Origin of the sequence: Paraburkholderia phenoliruptrix, from assembly GCF_047325075.1 — a bacterium.
Taxonomy (GTDB): Bacteria; Pseudomonadota; Gammaproteobacteria; order Burkholderiales; family Burkholderiaceae; genus Paraburkholderia; species Paraburkholderia phenoliruptrix.
This window is the reverse complement of record NZ_CP168530.1, coordinates 245,174-262,476: the sequence shown is the minus strand read 5'-3', so window position 1 is coordinate 262,476 and position 17,303 is coordinate 245,174. Positions and strand designations below refer to the sequence as shown.

At 65.6% G+C, this 17,303-nt stretch carries 13 protein-coding genes; 4 read left to right on the top strand and 9 right to left on the bottom strand.

Annotated elements, in window-relative coordinates:
• Positions 1-113 precede the first annotated feature (113 nt).
• The 4 genes from glgB to ACEN8U_RS01170 all read right to left on the bottom strand — a co-directional run bounded on the left by glgB (position 114) and on the right by ACEN8U_RS01170 (position 10,319).
• Positions 114-2,324: a 1,4-alpha-glucan branching protein GlgB gene (glgB, locus tag ACEN8U_RS01185; RefSeq protein ID WP_310112162.1), complete on the bottom strand. Its 2,211-nt coding sequence runs from the start codon at positions 2,322-2,324 to the stop codon at positions 114-116.
• Complete coding sequence (gene treS / locus ACEN8U_RS01180) at positions 2,317-5,784, bottom strand: maltose alpha-D-glucosyltransferase (RefSeq protein WP_310112159.1); 3,468 nt, start codon at positions 5,782-5,784, stop codon at positions 2,317-2,319. The genes glgB and treS overlap by 8 nt, the downstream gene beginning before the upstream one ends.
• Positions 5,781-9,233 carry a maltotransferase domain-containing protein gene (locus ACEN8U_RS01175; protein WP_310112156.1) on the bottom strand — a complete coding sequence of 1,151 codons (3,453 nt, stop codon included), beginning with the start codon at positions 9,231-9,233 and terminating at the stop codon, positions 5,781-5,783. Before ACEN8U_RS01175 ends, treS begins: the two co-directional genes overlap by 4 nt.
• A gap of 423 nt (positions 9,234-9,656) precedes the next feature.
• Complete coding sequence (locus ACEN8U_RS01170; RefSeq protein ID WP_310112153.1) at positions 9,657-10,319, bottom strand: DUF1345 domain-containing protein; 663 nt, start codon at positions 10,317-10,319, stop codon at positions 9,657-9,659.
• Positions 10,320-10,725: 406 nt separating this feature from the next.
• Here ACEN8U_RS01170 and ACEN8U_RS01165 point away from each other — a divergent pair, with 406 nt between their 5' ends.
• Positions 10,726-11,463, top strand: coding sequence for a metallophosphoesterase (locus ACEN8U_RS01165; RefSeq protein ID WP_014972764.1), 738 nt, complete (start codon positions 10,726-10,728; stop codon positions 11,461-11,463).
• Positions 11,464-11,502: 39 nt separating this feature from the next.
• On the opposite strand, the gene ACEN8U_RS01160 is transcribed toward ACEN8U_RS01165, so the two are convergent.
• The gene (locus ACEN8U_RS01160; RefSeq protein ID WP_310112150.1) at positions 11,503-12,204 is read right to left on the bottom strand and encodes an RES family NAD+ phosphorylase; all 702 of its coding nucleotides are present in this window, start codon (positions 12,202-12,204) and stop codon (positions 11,503-11,505) included.
• Entirely contained in the window at positions 12,201-12,638 is a 438-nt protein-coding gene (locus tag ACEN8U_RS01155; RefSeq protein WP_028362142.1) for an MbcA/ParS/Xre antitoxin family protein, read from the bottom strand. The genes ACEN8U_RS01160 and ACEN8U_RS01155 overlap by 4 nt, the downstream gene beginning before the upstream one ends.
• Positions 12,639-12,656: 18 nt before the next feature.
• On the opposite strand from ACEN8U_RS01155, the gene ACEN8U_RS01150 reads away from it, so the two are divergent.
• On the top strand, positions 12,657-13,334 hold the full coding sequence (locus tag ACEN8U_RS01150) for a hypothetical protein (RefSeq protein WP_310112147.1): 678 nt from the start codon (positions 12,657-12,659) through the stop codon (positions 13,332-13,334).
• 242 nt (positions 13,335-13,576) lie between these two features.
• On the opposite strand, the gene ACEN8U_RS01145 is transcribed toward ACEN8U_RS01150, so the two are convergent.
• Entirely contained in the window at positions 13,577-14,428 is an 852-nt protein-coding gene (locus ACEN8U_RS01145; protein ID WP_310112144.1) for a LysR family transcriptional regulator, read from the bottom strand.
• 101 nt (positions 14,429-14,529) lie between these two features.
• On the opposite strand from ACEN8U_RS01145, the gene ACEN8U_RS01140 reads away from it, so the two are divergent.
• Both ACEN8U_RS01140 and ACEN8U_RS01135 read left to right on the top strand, forming a co-directional pair.
• A complete protein-coding gene (locus ACEN8U_RS01140; protein ID WP_028362139.1) occupies positions 14,530-14,913 on the top strand; it encodes a tautomerase family protein in 384 nt (127 codons plus the stop codon).
• A 117-nt stretch (positions 14,914-15,030) separates the two neighbouring features.
• On the top strand, positions 15,031-15,867 hold the full coding sequence (locus tag ACEN8U_RS01135) for a TOBE domain-containing protein (protein ID WP_310112141.1): 837 nt from the start codon (positions 15,031-15,033) through the stop codon (positions 15,865-15,867).
• Between the two features lie 47 nt (positions 15,868-15,914).
• On the opposite strand, the gene ACEN8U_RS01130 is transcribed toward ACEN8U_RS01135, so the two are convergent.
• The gene (locus ACEN8U_RS01130) at positions 15,915-16,616 is read right to left on the bottom strand and encodes an ATP-binding cassette domain-containing protein (RefSeq protein WP_310112138.1); all 702 of its coding nucleotides are present in this window, start codon (positions 16,614-16,616) and stop codon (positions 15,915-15,917) included.
• 1 nt (position 16,617) lies between these two features.
• Positions 16,618-17,292 (bottom strand): molybdate ABC transporter permease subunit, encoded by a 675-nt coding sequence (gene modB, locus ACEN8U_RS01125; RefSeq protein ID WP_310112135.1) that lies wholly within the window; start codon positions 17,290-17,292, stop codon positions 16,618-16,620.
• Positions 17,293-17,303 lie beyond the last annotated feature (11 nt).

Genomic DNA, 17,303 nt, shown 5'->3' with positions numbered 1-17,303 from the left:
ATGCTGTGCTCCACGCGGTGCTCGAAACAACGAGCGCGCGGCCCTTCGTCATACGGGCCGCGCGCTCGCCTTCGACGGAACCGGGCCGTGGCCGATTCCGCCGACACTGTCGCTCAGTCGGCGCGCAGCACGATCGTCGCCAGCGGCGGCAAGGTCAGGGAGGCCGAATGCGGCCAGCCGTGGCTCGCTAGCGCGTCGGTGTGAATCACGCCGCCGTTGCCCATATTCGAGCCGCCATACACGCTAGCGTCCGTGTTCAACACCTCCGACCAGCGCCCTTCGCGCGGCATGCCGATGCGGTAGCCGACGCGCGGCACCGGCGTCATGTTGCACACCACGACGAGTTCGCGGCCCGCGCCGTCGGTGCGTCGATACGCGAACACGCTGTTGGCGCTGTCGTCGCCGATCAGCCAGTTAAAGCCGCCCGGCTCGCTGTCGAGCAGATGCAGCGCGGGCTCGTCGTGATAGAGGCGGTTCAGGTCGCGCACCAGCAATTGCACGCCGTGATGGTGGGCATCGTCGAGCAGATGCCAGTGGGGCGACGCGTCGTGATTGAACTCGGCGAGCTGGCCGAATTCGCCGCCCATGAAGAGCAGCTTCTTGCCCGGGTGAGTCCACATGAAGCCAAAGTACGCGCGCAGATTCGCGAACTTCTGCCAGGTGTCGCCGGGCATCTTGCCGAGCAGCGAGCCTTTGCCGTGCACCACTTCGTCGTGCGAAAGCGGCAGCACGAAGCGCTCCGAATACGCGTACACCATCCCGAACGTCATGTTGTGATGATGGTATTGGCGATAGACCGGATCTTCGTGCATGTAATGCAGCGTGTCGTGCATCCAGCCCATGTTCCACTTGAACTGGAAACCGAGGCCGCCGTCTTCCACGCGGGCCGTCACGCCCGGCCACGCGGTGGATTCCTCGGCAATGGTGATCGCGCCCGGCACGCCCGGCACATAGCCCACCTCGTGATTCAGGCGCTTGAGGAACGCGATCGACTCGAGATTCTCGCGGCCGCCATAAATGTTCGGCACCCACTCGCCGGCGGCGCGCGAATAGTCGCGATAGAGCATCGACGCCACGGCGTCCACGCGCAGGCCGTCCACGTGATAGCGCTTGAGCCACGCGAGCCCCGATGCAATCAGGAACGCGCTCACCTCGTTGCGGCCGAGGTTGTAGATCATCGTGTTCCAGTCCTGGTGGTAGCCTTCGCGCGGATCGGCATGCTCGTAAAGCGGCGTGCCGTCGAACTGCACGAGACCGTGCGCGTCGTTCGGAAAATGTGCGGGCACCCAGTCGATGATCACGCCGAGCCCGGCCTCGTGCGCCTTGTTGACGAAGAGCGCGAACTGCTCCGGCTTGCCGAAGCGCGCCGACGGCGCGAACTGCCCGAGCGGCTGATAACCCCACGATCCGCCGAACGGATGTTCCGCGACCGGCAGAAACTCCACGTGCGTGAAGCCCATGGTTTTCGCATACGGAATCAGGCGTTCGGCGAGCTCGGCCCAATCGAGACCGCGCTGGCCCTCTTCGGCGACGCGCAGCCACGACTCCGCATGCACTTCGTAGATCGAGATCGGCGAGCGCGGCGTCTGCTTTTCGCCGCGCGACTGGATCCAGTCGTGATCGGTCCACGGAAACTGCTCGATCTCGTCGACATGCGCGACCACCGACGCCGTGCCTGGCGGCTTCTCGCTTTGCATCGCGCAAGGGTCGGCCTTCAACGGCAGCGGATGACCGTCGCGCGCGAGCAGTTCGTACTTGTAGCGCGTGCCCGGGCCGACGCGCGGCACGAAGAGTTCCCACACCCCCGCCTGGTGCCGCAGACGCATCGGATGACGGCGCCCGTCCCATGCATTGAAATCGCCGACCACGGAGACGCGCCGCGCATTCGGCGCCCACACTGCGAAGCGCACGCCCGGCACGCCGTCGAATTCCATCGGGTGGGCGCCGAGGCATTCGAGCACCGCATACGGGTCGCCGTTCGCGAGACGCCCGAGCGGTTCATCGCCGAGCACGGGGCCGAACGAGTAGGTGTCCTCGATTTCCTGCACGACGCCATGCCAGTCGATGCGCAACCTGTACGGCACGGCCGAGCTCACGCGGCCGGCAAAAAGCCCGGGACGCAGCTGCTGAAGTTCGCCGAGCAGCGCGCCGTCGGCGCGCGCGATCACGCTGACGTGCGCGGCATTCGGCAACAGCGCGCGCACGACCGGACCCGCGTCCGTGTGATGCAGCCCGAGCTGCGAGAAAGGATCGGGATGGCGCGCCTCGACGAGCGCGTCGATGTCGAGCGGCTGAAGGCCTGCGGCCGGATCGTGTTCACTCATAGTCGCCCTCGGCCGGATGAGGCGGGGTGGCGGCGTCTCGCGCCTCGGTTGAAGGATCGTGCGGCGCACCGGTGTCGCCGAGCAGCCGGCTCGCGAGCGCCGCGAGACCGCGCACCGGCAGGCTGAGCCACGTCGGACGGTTGGCCGCTTCATAGCGGACTTCGTACGCGGCCTTTTCGATCAGGAACAGATCGAGCAGCGCCTGTTCGGCCTCGGGCGCGACGAGCGGCGTCGGCGCTTCGGCGGTGGCCGCGCGGTATTCCTTCAGGAACGTCTCGGTGGCGTGCGCGCGGAAACGGTCGAACAACACGCGCTTGCGGTCCGCGGTCTGTTGCGGCGCGGCTTCCGTGGTGGACTGCGCGGCGGCGCTCGCATACGACAGCGACCGCATCAGCCCGGCCACGTCGCGCAGCGGGCTCGATTTCCGGCGACGCTCTTCGAGCGAACGTGCGGGCTCGCCTTCGAAGTCGATCAGATACGCGTCGCCCTGCGCAACCAGCACCTGCCCGAGATGGAAGTCGCCGTGAATACGAATGCGCAGTGCCCGCGTGTCCGCCGATATGAGTCGATTCACGGCTTCGACGAGCGCCGCGCGCCGGTCGATCAGACTTTGCGCGAGCGCTTTCGTCTCGGCATCGAGCAACTGGTCGATGCGCGGCGCGAGCAGGTCGAGCGCGCTTGCGAGCATGGACTGCGTGCCGTCGACCCACGCCTTCACCTGGTCGGCGTCGGCGGGTTCGGGCGAGAACGCCGGGTCGTCGGTCGGCGAGGCGAGCGCGACATGCAGCTCGCCGAGCCGTCTGCCGATGATGCCGGCGAGTGCCGCGTAGCCTTCGAGCAGAATGGCCTCGTTGGCGCGATCGGGGGCCGACGAGGTCTCCGTGTCGACCGTGATCGCCAGTTCGTCGACCGAGCGACGCAGATAGTCGAGCGACCAGTTCCACGCATCGCCCTGATTGTCGACAAAGCCTTGCAGGATCGCGAGCGTATGCGGCACGCCCTCGGGATCCACGCGCACCACTTCGCCGAAGAGCGGCGCGGTGTTGGCATAGCCGAGCTGCGTCAGATAGCGGCTGATTTCCGCTTCCGGATGAATGCCGCTCACGAGACGCCGCACGAGCTTGAGCACCGCGGCGTCCGCGATGATCAGCGAACTGTTGCTCTGTTCCGCCGCGAGCCAGCGGATCTCCGGGCGTTCGCCGAGACCGTCGAGTTCCGCGAAGCGCTCAGTCGGAATGAACCTGATCTCGCTCTTCTGCACGGTCGGCACGACTGCGCGCTCGCGCAATTTACGCAGCACGCCGTGCGCGAAGATCGGCAGCGCGAATGCGTCGGTCAGATGCCCGACGTTCCGGCCGCGCCGCACACGTGCCAGCGCAAGCTGCAGAAAGAGCGGCGTGGTCGTCTCGCCGCCCCACGTGATCGCAATCGGTACGACGTAGCGTTCGGTGTGGTCGCCGACGTCCGCTTCGATTTCGGTGAACGCGAAGCCGCCGTTCGGTATCGTGGTCAACGCGGCGAGCCGCACGGCATGCATCTTCTGATCCTTCGACGCAAACCAGCGGCGGCGGCTCAACCACGAAGGCAGCACTTCCGACTCGAGCAGTCGCACGTTTTCCGGCGTCGGACCGGTCTGGCCTTCGCGGATCACAATGGTGACGAACTCGGGCAACGGCTCGGGATGCGCCTGCGCCCACGTCGGACGCTGACCGCCTTCGCACAGCAGGAACCACAGGAAGCCGTACGGCGGGAACGTCAGCAGATAAGTCAGTTGGCCGATGGCAGGGAACACCGAGTCGGCGGTCATTTCGATCGGCACGGCGCCGTTGAACTCGGACAGATCGAGCTCGACCGCCTGCGGTGCGCGCGACAGATTCGCCACGCAAAGAATGGGCGGCTCGCCGGGCATTTCACGCAGATACGCGAGAATCTTGCGATTCTCCGGTTTCAGAAAGCGGATCGTGCCGCGCCCGAAGGTCTGTTTCGCGCGACGCGTGGCGAGCATGCGCCGTGTCCAGTTGAGCAGCGAATGCGGATCGCGGCTTTGCGCTTCGACGTTGACTGCGTCGAAGCCGTAGAGCGCGCCCATTACCGGCGGCAGCACGAGCTGCTCGGGATCGGCGCGCGAGAAGCCGCCGTTGCGATCCGACGACCATTGCATCGGCGTACGCACGCCGTCGCGGTCGCCGAGGTGAATGTTGTCGCCCATGCCGAGTTCGTCGCCGTAATAGATTACGGGCGTGCCGGGCATCGAGAGCAGCAGCGAATTGATCAGCTCGATGCGGCGGCGGTCGCGCTCCATCAGCGGCGCGAGACGGCGGCGAATGCCGAGGTTCAGGCGCGCGCGGCGGTCACTTGCGTAGGTGTTCCACAAGTAATCGCGCTCGGAGTCCGTGACCATTTCGAGCGTGAGCTCGTCGTGATTGCGCAGGAAAATCGCCCATTGATTCGACTCGGCGAGGTCCGGCGTTTGCCGCATGATGTCGGTAATCGGAAAGCGGTCCTCGCTCGCAATCGACATGTAGATGCGCGGCATCAGCGGGAAGTGAAATGCCATGTGGCATTCGTCTTCGTCGCCGAAATATTCCTTCACGTCTTCCGGCCACTGGTTGGCCTCGGCGAGCAGCATGCGGTTCGGATACTCGGCGTCGATGGTCGCCCGAATCTTCTTCAGGATCGCGTGCGTTTCGGGCAGGTTCTCATTGTTCGTGCCCTCGCGTTCGACGAGGTACGGCACCGCGTCGAGCCGCAGCCCGTCGATTCCCATATCGAGCCAGAAACGCATGATCTGCAGCACTTCCCGCAGCACCGCGGGATTGTCGAAGTTCAGATCGGGCTGATGCGAATAGAAGCGGTGCCAGTAGTACGCGCCCGCGACCGGATCGTGCGTCCAGTTCGACGGCTCGGAGTCGATAAAAATAATGCGCGTTTCCGGATACTTCTTGTCGGTGTCGGACCACACATAGAAGTTGCGATGATTCGAGCCGGGCTTCGCGCGCCGCGCGCGCTGGAACCACGGGTGTTGATCCGACGTGTGGTTGATCACGAGTTCGGTAATCACGCGGATACCGCGCGCGTGCGCTTCCTGAATGAAGCGTTTGACGTCGGAAAGCTGGCCGTAGTCGGGGTGCACGTTACGGTAATCGGCAATGTCGTAGCCGTCGTCGCGCCGCGGCGACGGGTAGAACGGCAGCAGCCAGATCGCGTTCACGCCGAGTTCGGCAATGTAGTCGAGCTTGGCGATGAGGCCGGGGAAATCGCCGACGCCGTCGTTATTCGCGTCGAAGAACGACTTGATATGCACCTGGTAGATGATCGCGTCCTTGTACCAGAGCGGATCGTCGCTCAGCGCGGCGGGCTTGCCGCGGCGACGCGTGCGCGCTTTCGTTGCGGCAGCGGTAGCGGTTGCCGTGCTTGCGCTTGCCTGCGATGCGGTCTCTGAGGAATCGTCACGCTTCATATCGCACCTTCCGTCGGGGTAGGGTTGCCGGCGTCTGCGTGCGGGGCGCCGGTCGGATCGCTGTCGGCTTCATCGGGACGCTCGGCGGGCAGGCCGCCGAGCGGCGCGATGCGCCAGATCGAAAAAGGCTGGCCCGGGCCGAGCCGCACGTGCTGCCAGCGGCCATGCCATTCGAAGCGGGCGCCCGTCATCTGATCGGTGACTTCGAGCGGTCCGTGGTCATGCAGATTCCATTTCTGGAATGTCTCCCACGACAGCTCGATATCCGCGCCCTGTTCGTTGAACGGATCGAGATTGATTGCGACGACGATCACGTTGTCGCGTGCCTCGGTTGCCTTTTCGAAGAACAGAATGTTGTCGTTGTGCGCGGGCAGGAACGTGAGGCCGAGATGCGTTTGCAGCGCGGGATTCGCGCGGCGAATCCGGTTCAGCGCGGTGATTTCGACCATGATGTTGCCGGGCCGGTTCCACTCCCACGCGCGCAACTGGTACTTCTCGGAGTCGAGATATTCTTCGCTGTTGGGCAACGCGGCCGCCTCGCACAGCTCGAAGCCGCTATACACGCCCCACAAGCCGGCCAGCGTCGACGCGAGCGCCGCGCGAATCAGAAAGCCCGTGCGTCCCTGGGACTGCAGATGACGCGGATTGATGTCCGGCGTATTCACGAAGAAATTCGGCCGGTAGAAATCGCGCGCACCGGTTTGCGTGAGTTCGCTCAGGTACTCGATGAAATCGCGCTTCGACTCGCGCCACGTGAAATACGTGTACGACTGCGAGAAGCCGATCTTGCCGAGCCGGTTCATCATGCGCGGGCGCGTGAATGCCTCGGCGAGGAAGATCGTCTCCGGGTAGCGCGAGCGCACGTCGTTGATCATCCACTCCCAGAACGGCAGGGGCTTCGTGTGCGGATTGTCGACGCGGAAAATATGCACGCCCGCTTCGATCCAGAACAGAATCACGTCGCGCAAGGCGAGCCACAAGTCGGGCTTGGCGTCGTGCGCGTAAAAGTCGGGGTTGACGATGTCCTGATACTTCTTCGGCGGATTTTCGGCGTAACGCAGCGTGCCGTCGGGACGCCAGGCGAACCAGGTCGGATGTTCCTTCAGCCACGGATGGTCCGGCGAGCATTGAATCGCGAAGTCGAGCGCGATTTCGAGGCCGTGCGCTCGGGCGGCGGCCAGCATGGCCTTGAAGTCGTCGAGCGTGCCGAGTTGCGGATGCACCGCCGTATGACCGCCTTCCGCCGCGCCGATGGCATAGGGGCTGCCTACGTCGCCGGGCTGCGCGTTCAGCGTATTGTTGCGGCCCTTGCGATTCGTCATGCCGATCGGATGAATCGGCGGAAAGTACAGCACGTCGAAGCCCATGTCGCGAATGCGCGGCAGCTTCTTCGTGACATCGGCGAAGGTGCCGTGTCGCGATTCGTCGTCACTCATCGAACGAGGGAAGATCTCGTACCAGCTCGCAAAGCGCGCGGCGGTGCGCTCGGCGTCGATCTTGTAGGTCACCGGATCGCGGCTTAAAAACGGGCGGTGGCGCGCGGCGGTCATCGCTTTCGCGGTGGCGGGGTCGAGCAGCAGCTTGAGCTTCGTTTCGTCGTCGGCTTTCCTGAACTGCGTGACGATATGTTCGAGCGGCGCCTTGTCCGCGCCTTCCGCTGTTTCCACTTCGGCGAGCACGAGCGCGAACAGATGCGCGGCTTCGTCGAGTTCGATCTCGACGGTCTGGCCCGCCTTCAACTTTTTCTCGACGTGCTCGACGAGCGAAGCGAAGTCGTCGCGCCACGCAATCACGGTGAATTCATGACGGCCCATGCGTTCGAGCGGAATGCGCGCCTTCCAGATGTCGAGGCCCGCGGGTTGCGCCGGAGCCATCAATACTTCGTGCCAGGTGTTTTCGTCGGCGGCGCGCCACAGCACGGCGGCGGCGATCTTGTCGTGGCCTTCGGCGAAAATCGCGGCGCTGATTTCCGCGCGTTCGCCCACGCTGCGCTTGGCCGCGAAGCGGCCGTTGTCGACGGAAGGCATCACGCTTTCAATCGCGACGCGCGGCGCGTTGATCGCTTCGAGCACCGTCTTGCGTCCGCTGCGCTTGCTGTTCGCTTTGTCGATGGGCGGCGCGAGACAGATCGGCTTTTCCGTCACGGCCTGAAAGAGACGCACCGCGCCGGGCGCGAGCGTGAACGGTGTCAACGCCGCGGGCGACGCGCGGCCCGGCGCATCGAGCGCAACGAAGCGCGTGAAGTTGCCGGGCACACCGGCAAGGAAGCGCGCCGGATCCACGCGCACCGGCGCTCCGAGTTCGGGATTGATCGCGATCAGCACCGCTTCGCCGGCTTCGCGCAAGTCGGGCTGATCGGCGCGCAGCAGCACAGCCGCGGGCGCGCCCGGTCCGCTCAACGGGCGCAGTTCGCCGTTCACCTGCAGCGCCTTCGCGTTGCGCAGCAGTTCGTTGGCGTGCGAGATGGGTTGCGACAGGTCGAAGCGTTTCGCCTGGCACGCGAGTGCGAATTGCGACGCGTCGCCTCGTGTCTGCGACATCGGTTCCCTCACGCCGTATTCGAAACCCATCGGCATCATCCAGCCGGTGCCGACAGCGGACGCGGTAAAGAGCGCCCGCCGATAAGCCCGCTCGACGCTGCCCGAATCGTGCGGATCGCTCAGCTCGGCGGCGAGCCGTGTGCCGTAAGGCGCTTCGGGGAAAGCGATCGGCCCGCCGATGCGGGCGAGCGCGGCGTGCTCCTCGACCATCCAGCTCGCGCGATAGTCCCACCAGCGCACCGACGAGAACACACTGTCGAAGCCGGCGCCTTCGAGTCCGGCAAGATCGCTGCGGGCGAGGCCGGGCGTGGCGGCGAGAAAGCGCACGTCGGGATGAGCCGCGCGCACGGCGTCGCGCAGTTGCCGCCAGACCTCCACGGGCACGCGATGCGGCGAATCGAAGCGAAAACCGCCGATACCCGCCGCGGCGAGCGCGAGCAGTTGCTGCGTCCACCAGTCGGCGAGCGCGGCACGCGTGCCGGCATCGCCGAAGTTGGCATACGCGACGTTGTCCTCGCGATGCACGTGGCGCGGATCGAGGCGCGCTTCTTCCGTTTCGAGCGGATGGAACCAGTCCGCATGCTCGGCGTAAAGCGCGCCATCGGCGGCGACGCGGTCGATCACGAGATCCGCCAGCAAGGTGAGGCCGTGCGAACGCGCCTCGCCGGCGAGTGTGCGGATGGCGTCGCCGGCGGGCTGCTCGGCTTCGAACACCGGATGCAGGCGCGCGTGGTTGCCGACCACCTGACCATGGCTCGCGCGCCCCGGCTCGAAGAGACTGCCGATCAACGCGTGATCGAAGCCGAGCGCGGCCGCATGAGCGAACTGCGCAGGCCACGCGTCAAGCGGCCCAACCAGAAGTGAATGAAAAAAATAGATCCGCGGCGCGTACCCGTTTGGAGGTTCCATCGGTCGTTTCCAGATTTGTCCTGCTGCGGTGTGGATGCAATTGGCATGCGATCACAGCGCTCATTGGGCTTCCAGAGCCGGCTGCCGCGCGATCCGTAGACTGACGGCGCGTACTGGTCAATGTAGTGCAAAGATCGTCACGCCGCTGGCCAGTTACGGGTGCCTCGCCGCCAGGCGTCGCGACTCGGGCCGGCCAGAACGTCTGCGGAAGTCAGCAAAGCCTGTGCCAGTGAGCGGGCCAGGCGAGCGTGCGAGGGCTGCGGGTGCCCTTGCAGGAAGGGTTGCGGCGAAGATCGGCGCGCGACGCTGCGGGATGGTGCGAGCCCGTGTAAAACGGGCCGCTATGGTCCGCGTTTTACACGGGACCCGACGTGAGAGAGGACGTGTTACCGCTGCGACGACGCTGCCGCCCAGCGTCTGAAATCACGAGCCGAGCAGGCCGGCCGCAATGTTCACGCACAAGCCGAGCACCGCGACATTGAAGTAGAACGACAGAATGGATTGCGCGAGCGCAGCCCGGCGAATGGTGCGCGAGCGCAGCACCACATCGGATGTCTGCGAAGCAACGGCGATGGTGAACGAGAAGTACAGAAAGTCCCAATAGTCGGGCACGAGCGATTGATCCGGAAACAGCAGCGGCGTTTCGCTTGCGTCGGTGTCGTAATAGAGCCGCGCGTAGTGCAGCGTGAAGATGGTGGGAATCATGAACCACGCGCCGATGAGCGTGAGTCCGGTGAGCGTGTAGTGCCATACCGTCGACGCGCCCGCAGTGCCCTTTGCCGAAGCGAGCTCGAGTACGATCGCGGCAATGCTGGCAATCGTGGCCGCACAGATCACGAACAGCACGACGCCCGCGTTCTCGTCGTCGCGGCGAGCGGATTCGCGCACACGGTGCTCATCCGCGGCGGCCATATGTGCCCAGATCAGCACGAGATAACTCCACACCGTGGTGTCCCAGCCGACCAGCACACGGACCATGGGGCGCATGTGCGCGGGCATCAACGCGGCAGCCACGATGCCGAACACGAGCGCGATCAGCATGCGCGGGCGGTTGCGAAGCGTCTGCGGATAGTATTTGGTGAACATGGAGTGGGCAGTGAGGCGCTCAAGTGTCGCGGATTCTACTCGTACGCGCCGTGCACCGTTCGAGAGCGAGCGCAGCGCACACATAGTGTTCCGCAACGGCCTTGCGCGCTCCTTTCAACCGAAAGCGGAATGCAGGCGCCGGCCTGTGCATGCGCAACTTCATTCGCGCGTACTCGTCAAATTCGTGTATGAGCCGCCGTACGCGAGCGCCGCCTGCCGCGCTCGCAAGCGGCATTAGCGATTTGCGAAGCCAGCAAAGGACGCGCCGCGGAGCGCCCCGTTTCCGGCAAGATTTTCCCGGAACGCGCTGTTTTCGCGTGATTCTGTGTCAACTTTGCGCTTTGGATTGCGGCGCTACGAGAGGCAGCGCGCATACGTAGCCGGCATCGCGCATTATCATGAGCTTATGGCTTCCGTACTCGACATCTCTGTTCAGCATCACCCGGCCAACCGGAGCGGGCGCGACTTTGTGGTCGGCGACCTGCACGGTTGTGTCGACGCATTGCGCTATCTGCTGCGCCTCGTCTCATTCGATCCCGCCTGCGACCGGCTTTTCTCGGTGGGCGATCTGGTGGACCGCGGCGAGCATTCCGAGCAGGCGCTCGCACTGCTCGACAGACCATGGTTCTTCGCTGTGCTGGGCAATCATGAAGACGCGTTGTGCGCCGTGGCCGACGGCCGCTTGCGGCGTCAGTGGTGGTACGGCATTGGCGGCGCGTGGGCGGCGAATCTGCCCGACGAGAGCCTGCGTCGCTACGCGGAGCGGCTGCGCACGTTGCCGCTGGCGCGCGTGGTCGGCAGCGGTCCGGAGCGCTTCAATGTTCTGCACGCCGAATTCTTCGGCACCGACGCCGAACTGGACGCCGGCAATTTTTCCGCCGAGACGCGTCAGCAATTGCTGTGGGGACGCGAGCTCGCCATGGGCAACGGCGATCCGCAGCGGCAGCGCGGTTTGTCGCTGACCTACTGCGGCCACACGCCGATGCGCGACATCAAGCAGATCGGCTCGCAGGTCTTTATCGACACCGGCGCCTTCGGGCCCGGCGGCCGGCTCACGCTCGTCGAGCCGAGGGCGCTGCGGCGCTGGTCCATTTCCGTGGAAGAAGCGCGCGCGGAAGGCGCCGCGGCGTTGGCGCTGCCCTGATTCCCGCGTGTTCCCGCTGGTTCGCGCTTGTGAACGCGCTCAGCCGACCTGGCTCAGCTCGAACACCATATCCACGCTCGTGCCGTTCCAGTTGTATTCCAGATAGGCGGCGTGATGACAGTCGCGCAGCAGCGTGGTCTTGAAGGCTGCAAGGCATTCGCCCTCCGGATCGCGCACTGACGGATACGCAATGCCCGGCGCGCCCGCTTCGCGCACCGCGCGTCCGAGCGACTGACCGGCGAGGTAGTCGTCCGGCGAGAGCACCGCGAGGTCCAGCTTCGGATCGCCGCGCAGGTCCACCACGTCGCCTTGCGCCACCACCGTATAGAGCCGCATTTGCTGGCGCATGGGCGGCTCGGCGGTGGCTTCCATGAACTTGCCCGTGTGATAGCGCGTTTCGGCGATAGCCGTCGCGCGCGTGCGGGCGCAATAGAACACCCCGTAGCTGCCGTCCGAAAAGCGGCTGCCAAGCGGATTCAGATGCGTAAGCGCGGCCATGATCGGCCCATAGCCCGGCCCGAAGCGGCGTTCTTCGCGCGGCACGAGATCGAGTTCGCCGACTTCCGTGCGCAGCCGGTCGTTGGTCATGGCTTCGAGCGCATAGAGCGCGTCGAAATCTTCCGCCGATGCCACCCGGTCGAACAGATTGACGGCCGGAAAGCGTGTGGGAATGACCCGATACGCGGGCGTCCAATCGAGCGGCGCGCTGCGCCAGCGGTCCTGCCAATGCGGTTGTGTCACGCCCAGCCGCCCCGCATGGCGTCGAGATACTGGCGCACCGCCACGAGGTCGCTGATGTTGCCGGCCAGCATGCGGTCCAGCGCGCGGCGGCCGCCGAACGGCGGCGCGCTGTTGGGCCGCTTGATCCAGCTGTCCGCGGCGCTGGGCTGCGGCAGCAGGATTTGCAGCGCCTTGTAGATGCCGAGCAGCAGCGACAGACGCTCCAGCGTGTCGCGCGCGAGGCGCGCCGTTTCCGGCGCCGACTTCCATTTGAAGTAAGTGGAGCGGCCCGGCGAGCCGAGCAGAACGATTTGCTCCTCGGCGCTCAAGTCCCAGTCTCGGGCGATGTTGAAGAAGGCGCGCAAACCCGCTGCGGACATTTCCGCAAACGAGGGTTCCGAAAGCGGCCGACGAATCGGCGCTTCAGACTGGGTGGCGCGGGCGGCGTGAGCCATGAGCGGGTAAGTCCTTATATGTACTTATTGATTATGCTAGTCCATTTTCGGATTTTTGCAAGGGAATATAATCCCGGCTCGCTCTATCGAGGGAAAGGCATGGGAGTTCAGCAGATGTGGTTTCGAGCAGTAGCAACGGCAATCGCGGTGTGGTGTGCGTCCGGCGCGGCCATGGCCAACGGTTATACCGAGGTGTGGAATCCGCCCGAGGTCGGCGCGCATGCCGGACGCGGCGCGGCGAAGGGGCAGGGCGCAAGCGGCGCGCGGACCGCGTCGAAAGCGAACACGAAGACTGCCGCGAAACACGCTGCGGCATCTGCGCGGGCCGGGAGGTCGAAGGCAAAAGAGGGTGTTAAGCATGCGGCGACGCGACCCGGCCATGAAAGCGCCGGTGCGGTTCACGACGCAAAGCAGAAGCGCGCGGCTGTTGCTCACGCAGACAAGTCCCATACCGAAGCTGCAAAAACCGCACATGCGGGCAAGTCTCCTGCGGACTCCTCAAAAGCCGCACATGCGGACGCAGCGCAGGCTGGCGCAGCGCACGGCGGTGCGATGACGACCGGTGCAACGGCGAAAGGCACGGCAACGCAGCCGACCCCGGCGGTTCCTGCCGCTCCTGCCAGAGCCGATCAGGCAGACGCCGCGGCAAACCCCGCGACAGCCCGCAGCGGCTCGCTGCCGCCGATCTTGCACTGAGCCGCGGAGCCGCGCAGCGGTTCGAACGTCGGCGCTGCGGCCGGAGCGGCGGAATGCCCTCTAACTGCCCGCGGACCTAATCGTCCGCTAAGCACCGCTAACAACTGGCTGCTAACGGCGGCAGCTAACACCCGCTGGCCGCGCGCTAAGGCCCGCTAATCGCCCGCTAATCGCCCGCTAATCGCCGGCGAATCACCGGCGAATCACCGGCGAATCACCCGCTAACCGCCCGCCAAGGCCCGCTAACCACCCCCCAAGCCGCTCGTCACCAGCCGCAATGTTTCCTTCAAGCGCTCGTCGCGCACGCGCGAATGCAGCGTCACGCGCGAGTCGGGCAACGGCGGCAAGCCGAGCCGCGCGCCGACATCGACCAACCCGCGCGGCGCCACCCGGCGCGCAAGCGGCGACACCGCGAGTCCCGCCGCGACCGCCGCGCCGACGGCCGCCACGCCGCCGCCGACAAACACCTCCTGCCATGCCACCGACGCTTCCGTCAGCGTGCGCAGCGCGACGTCGCGCACATTGCAGGGCGGCCTCAGCAGCGCCAGCGCCAAAGGTTCGCCGACGCGCGGCAACCATGCCGGCGTCGCGAGCCAGCCGAGCGGTTCGCTGAACAACACGTGGGCGTCCTCGCGCGGCGGCTCGTCCGCGCCGTAGCGGACGATCACCGCGTCCAGCCGGCGCTCGTCGAACTGAGCCAGCAAGGCAGCCGATGTGCCCAGATGCAGTTCCACCACGAGCGCGGGATCGTGCGCATTCAGGCGCGCGAGCAAGTGCGGCAGGTCAGGCCCCGCGACGTGCTCGCTGAGGCCGAGCGCGAGCCGCCGACGTTCCCCCAAAAGCGATCCCAGCGCCCGTTCATGCGCGCTCAACAGTTCGCGCGCGGCGCCGAGAAACGCCTTGCCGTCGACGGAAAGGCGCACCACGCGCGGCGTGCGCTCCAGCAATTGCTTGCCCAAATAGGCTTCCAGCCGCTTCAGTTTGAGGCTGACGGCGGACTGCGTGGTGTCGAGCGCGTCGGCGGCGCGCGTGAAGCTGGACAGATCGGCCACCAGCACGAACGCCCGGACGGCATCGAGATCGAGCACTTTCATTTCCGTTCAACATAGATGAAATAGCCGGTAATGTCTATTCATTATGATGGAGCGCGGCTACGCTGTGTGCATGTTTTCACCAACCTCGAAGGAGAACCGCCATGCCTTTTACCCGCATCGCTCTGCGCGCCGGCAAGCCCGTGGAATACCGGAAGGCGCTCACGGACAGCATTCAGCGCGCGCTCGTCGCGACCTTCAATGTGCCGAAGGACGACATCTTCATGCTGATCACCGAGCACGACGCCGGCAATTTTGTGTATGACAGCCAGTATCTGAATATCCAGCGAACGGACGACCTCGTGATGATCCAGATCACCGTCAGCAACACCCGAACGCTCGAGCAGAAGAAGGCGCTCTACGAGCGCATGGTCGACGAGTTGCATGAGTCGCCGGGACTGCGGCGCGAGGACGTACTGATCAATCTCGTCGAAGTGCAGAAGGAGAACTGGTCGTTCGGTAATGGAATCGCGCAGTACGCGGTTTGAGCGAGCGCGCCTGTATGAATGCCGGCGGCGCTGTCGGATTGGCCGCGAGCGCGGGGCGCGAAGGCCGGTCGCTATAATGATTCGCTGTCCTGCAATCATTTCGCGACCCTGCCCGCCATGGCATCAGAGAGTAACGATTCATCCCGCGAGCCGCTGGAACTCGGCGGCTCCGTGTGGTTCCAGGCCGGCGCCAACACGCTCGGCGGCGCGTCGCGAATCGCGCTGCTGGCGGCGATCGGCGAGACGGGTTCCATCACTAGTGCCGCGAAAGCCGTCGGCATGAGCTACAAGGGCGCGTGGGACGCGGTCGACGCAATGAACAACCTCGCCGGCGAGCCGCTCGTTGTGCGGCTCACGGGCGGCAAGGGCGGCGGCGGCACCACGCTCACTCCGCGCGCGCAGAAGCTGATCGACACTTTTCGCGCGGTGGAGCGCGAGCATCGGCGGTTTCTGGAGCGCGCGGGCGCGGCCATCGAAGGTTTCGCGACGGACTGGGATCTGATCGGCCGCATCGGTGTGAAGACGAGCGCGCGCAACCAGCTCTATGGCACTGTCTCCCACATCACGCGCGGCTCGATCAACGACGAGGTCTCGCTCATGCTGCCAGGCGGCCACACGATCGTCGCCGTGCTCACGCACGAAAGCACGGAGGCGCTCGGCCTTGCCGTCGGCACGGCGGCGTTCGCGCTGATCAAGGCGTCGTGGGTTGTGTTGTTCGTCGAAGACACAGGCGGCGCGCCGCTCAAACTGTCGGCGCGCAATCAGTTGCGGGGCGTGGTTCAGAACGTGAAGCGCGGCGCTGTGAACGCCGAGGTGTCGCTCGCGCTCGATGGCGGCGCGGTGGTCACCGCCGTGGTCACGAATCAGAGCGCCGATTCGCTCGGTCTTGCCGAAGGTGCCAGCGCCGTCGCGGCGTTCAAGGCATCGAGCGTGATACTGGGGGTGAAGGACTGAAGCCGCTAGCGCAAGGATAGCGAAAGGGCAGAGGCGCCCGTTCGAACTCAAGTCTCGCTGCGCACATAGCCGCTGAAGGCCTGATGCTCGCGAACGCGACCGTCGCTGATCTGCACGACCTGATCGCCGAAGGCGGCGACATCGTCGGGATCATGCGTGATCAACACCATCGGAATATCAAGCCGGGTTTGCAGCTCGGACAGCTCCTGCCGCATGCGCTGGCGCAAGTGGCTGTCCAGCGCGGAAAACGGCTCGTCCAGCAACAGCAGTTGCGGCCGGGCGACGAGCGCCCGCGCGAGCGCCACGCGCTGCTTCTGTCCACCGGAAAGCTGCGCCGGATAGTGGCCGGCCACGCTGCGCAGTTCCAGCGCATCCAGCCAGTAATCCACCTCGGCAACGCGATTGCGCGCGCGCGGATTGAGCCAGCCGCGTTGCAAGCCGAAGCCGATATTTTGACGCACGTTCAGATGCGGAAAGAGCGCGTAGTCCTGAAACAGATACGCGACGTGGCGCGCCTGCGGCTTCAGATCGATACCGCGCGAGCTGTCGAAAAGCGCCTGGCCGTGCAGCGCGATCGTGCCTTCGTCGGGACGCAGCAGACCGGCAATAGCCTGCAGCGTCAGACTCTTGCCCGCGCCCGATGGGCCGAACAGCACCACGCGCTGCGTGCTCGCATTGAACGCGACCTCGAGCGTGAAGCGGCGCTCGGCGCTCTCCAATGTTTTGCGCATGTCGACGTTAAGCGGCATGTCAGCGGGAAACCAGAAGCGTGCGCTGCGGCACGAGCCGCCCGGCGAGCAGCAGGATCACGACGCACGTCACCGAAGTCACGATTACGAGGAAATTCGCGGTGCTGTCGTCGCCGGCTTGCACGGCTGAGTAGACCGCCACCGAAAGCGTCTGCGTGCGGCCCGGCAAATTGCCGGCGATCATCAGCGTGGCGCCGAACTCGCCGAGCGCCCGGGCGAACGCCAGCAGGCCGCCCGCGAGAATGCCACGCGCGGCGAGCGGCAGGCTCACGCGAAAGAACAGCGCGGTTTCGCTGATGCCGAGCGTGCGCGCGGCACGCTCGAGTTGCGGATCGACGGCTTCGAAGGCGGCGCGGGCGGACTTCAGCACGAGCGGAAACGCGACCACCGTCGACGCAACCACCGCCCCTTGCCACGTGAACACCAGCTGAATGTCGAAGCGGTCGAGCCAGGCGCCGATCACGCCGCGCCGTCCGAGCAGAACCAGCAGGTAGTAGCCGAGCACGGTAGGCGGCATGACGAGCGGCAGCGTCAGCAGCGAATCCACCACGTCGCGCGCGCCCGAGCGCCAGCGCGACAAGCCGAAGCCGGCCGCGACGCCGAACACGAGATTGAGCGCGGTCGCCCAGCCCGCCACTTTCAGTGACAGCATGAGCGGGATCCAGGCGTCTTGCATGATTTTTCCGG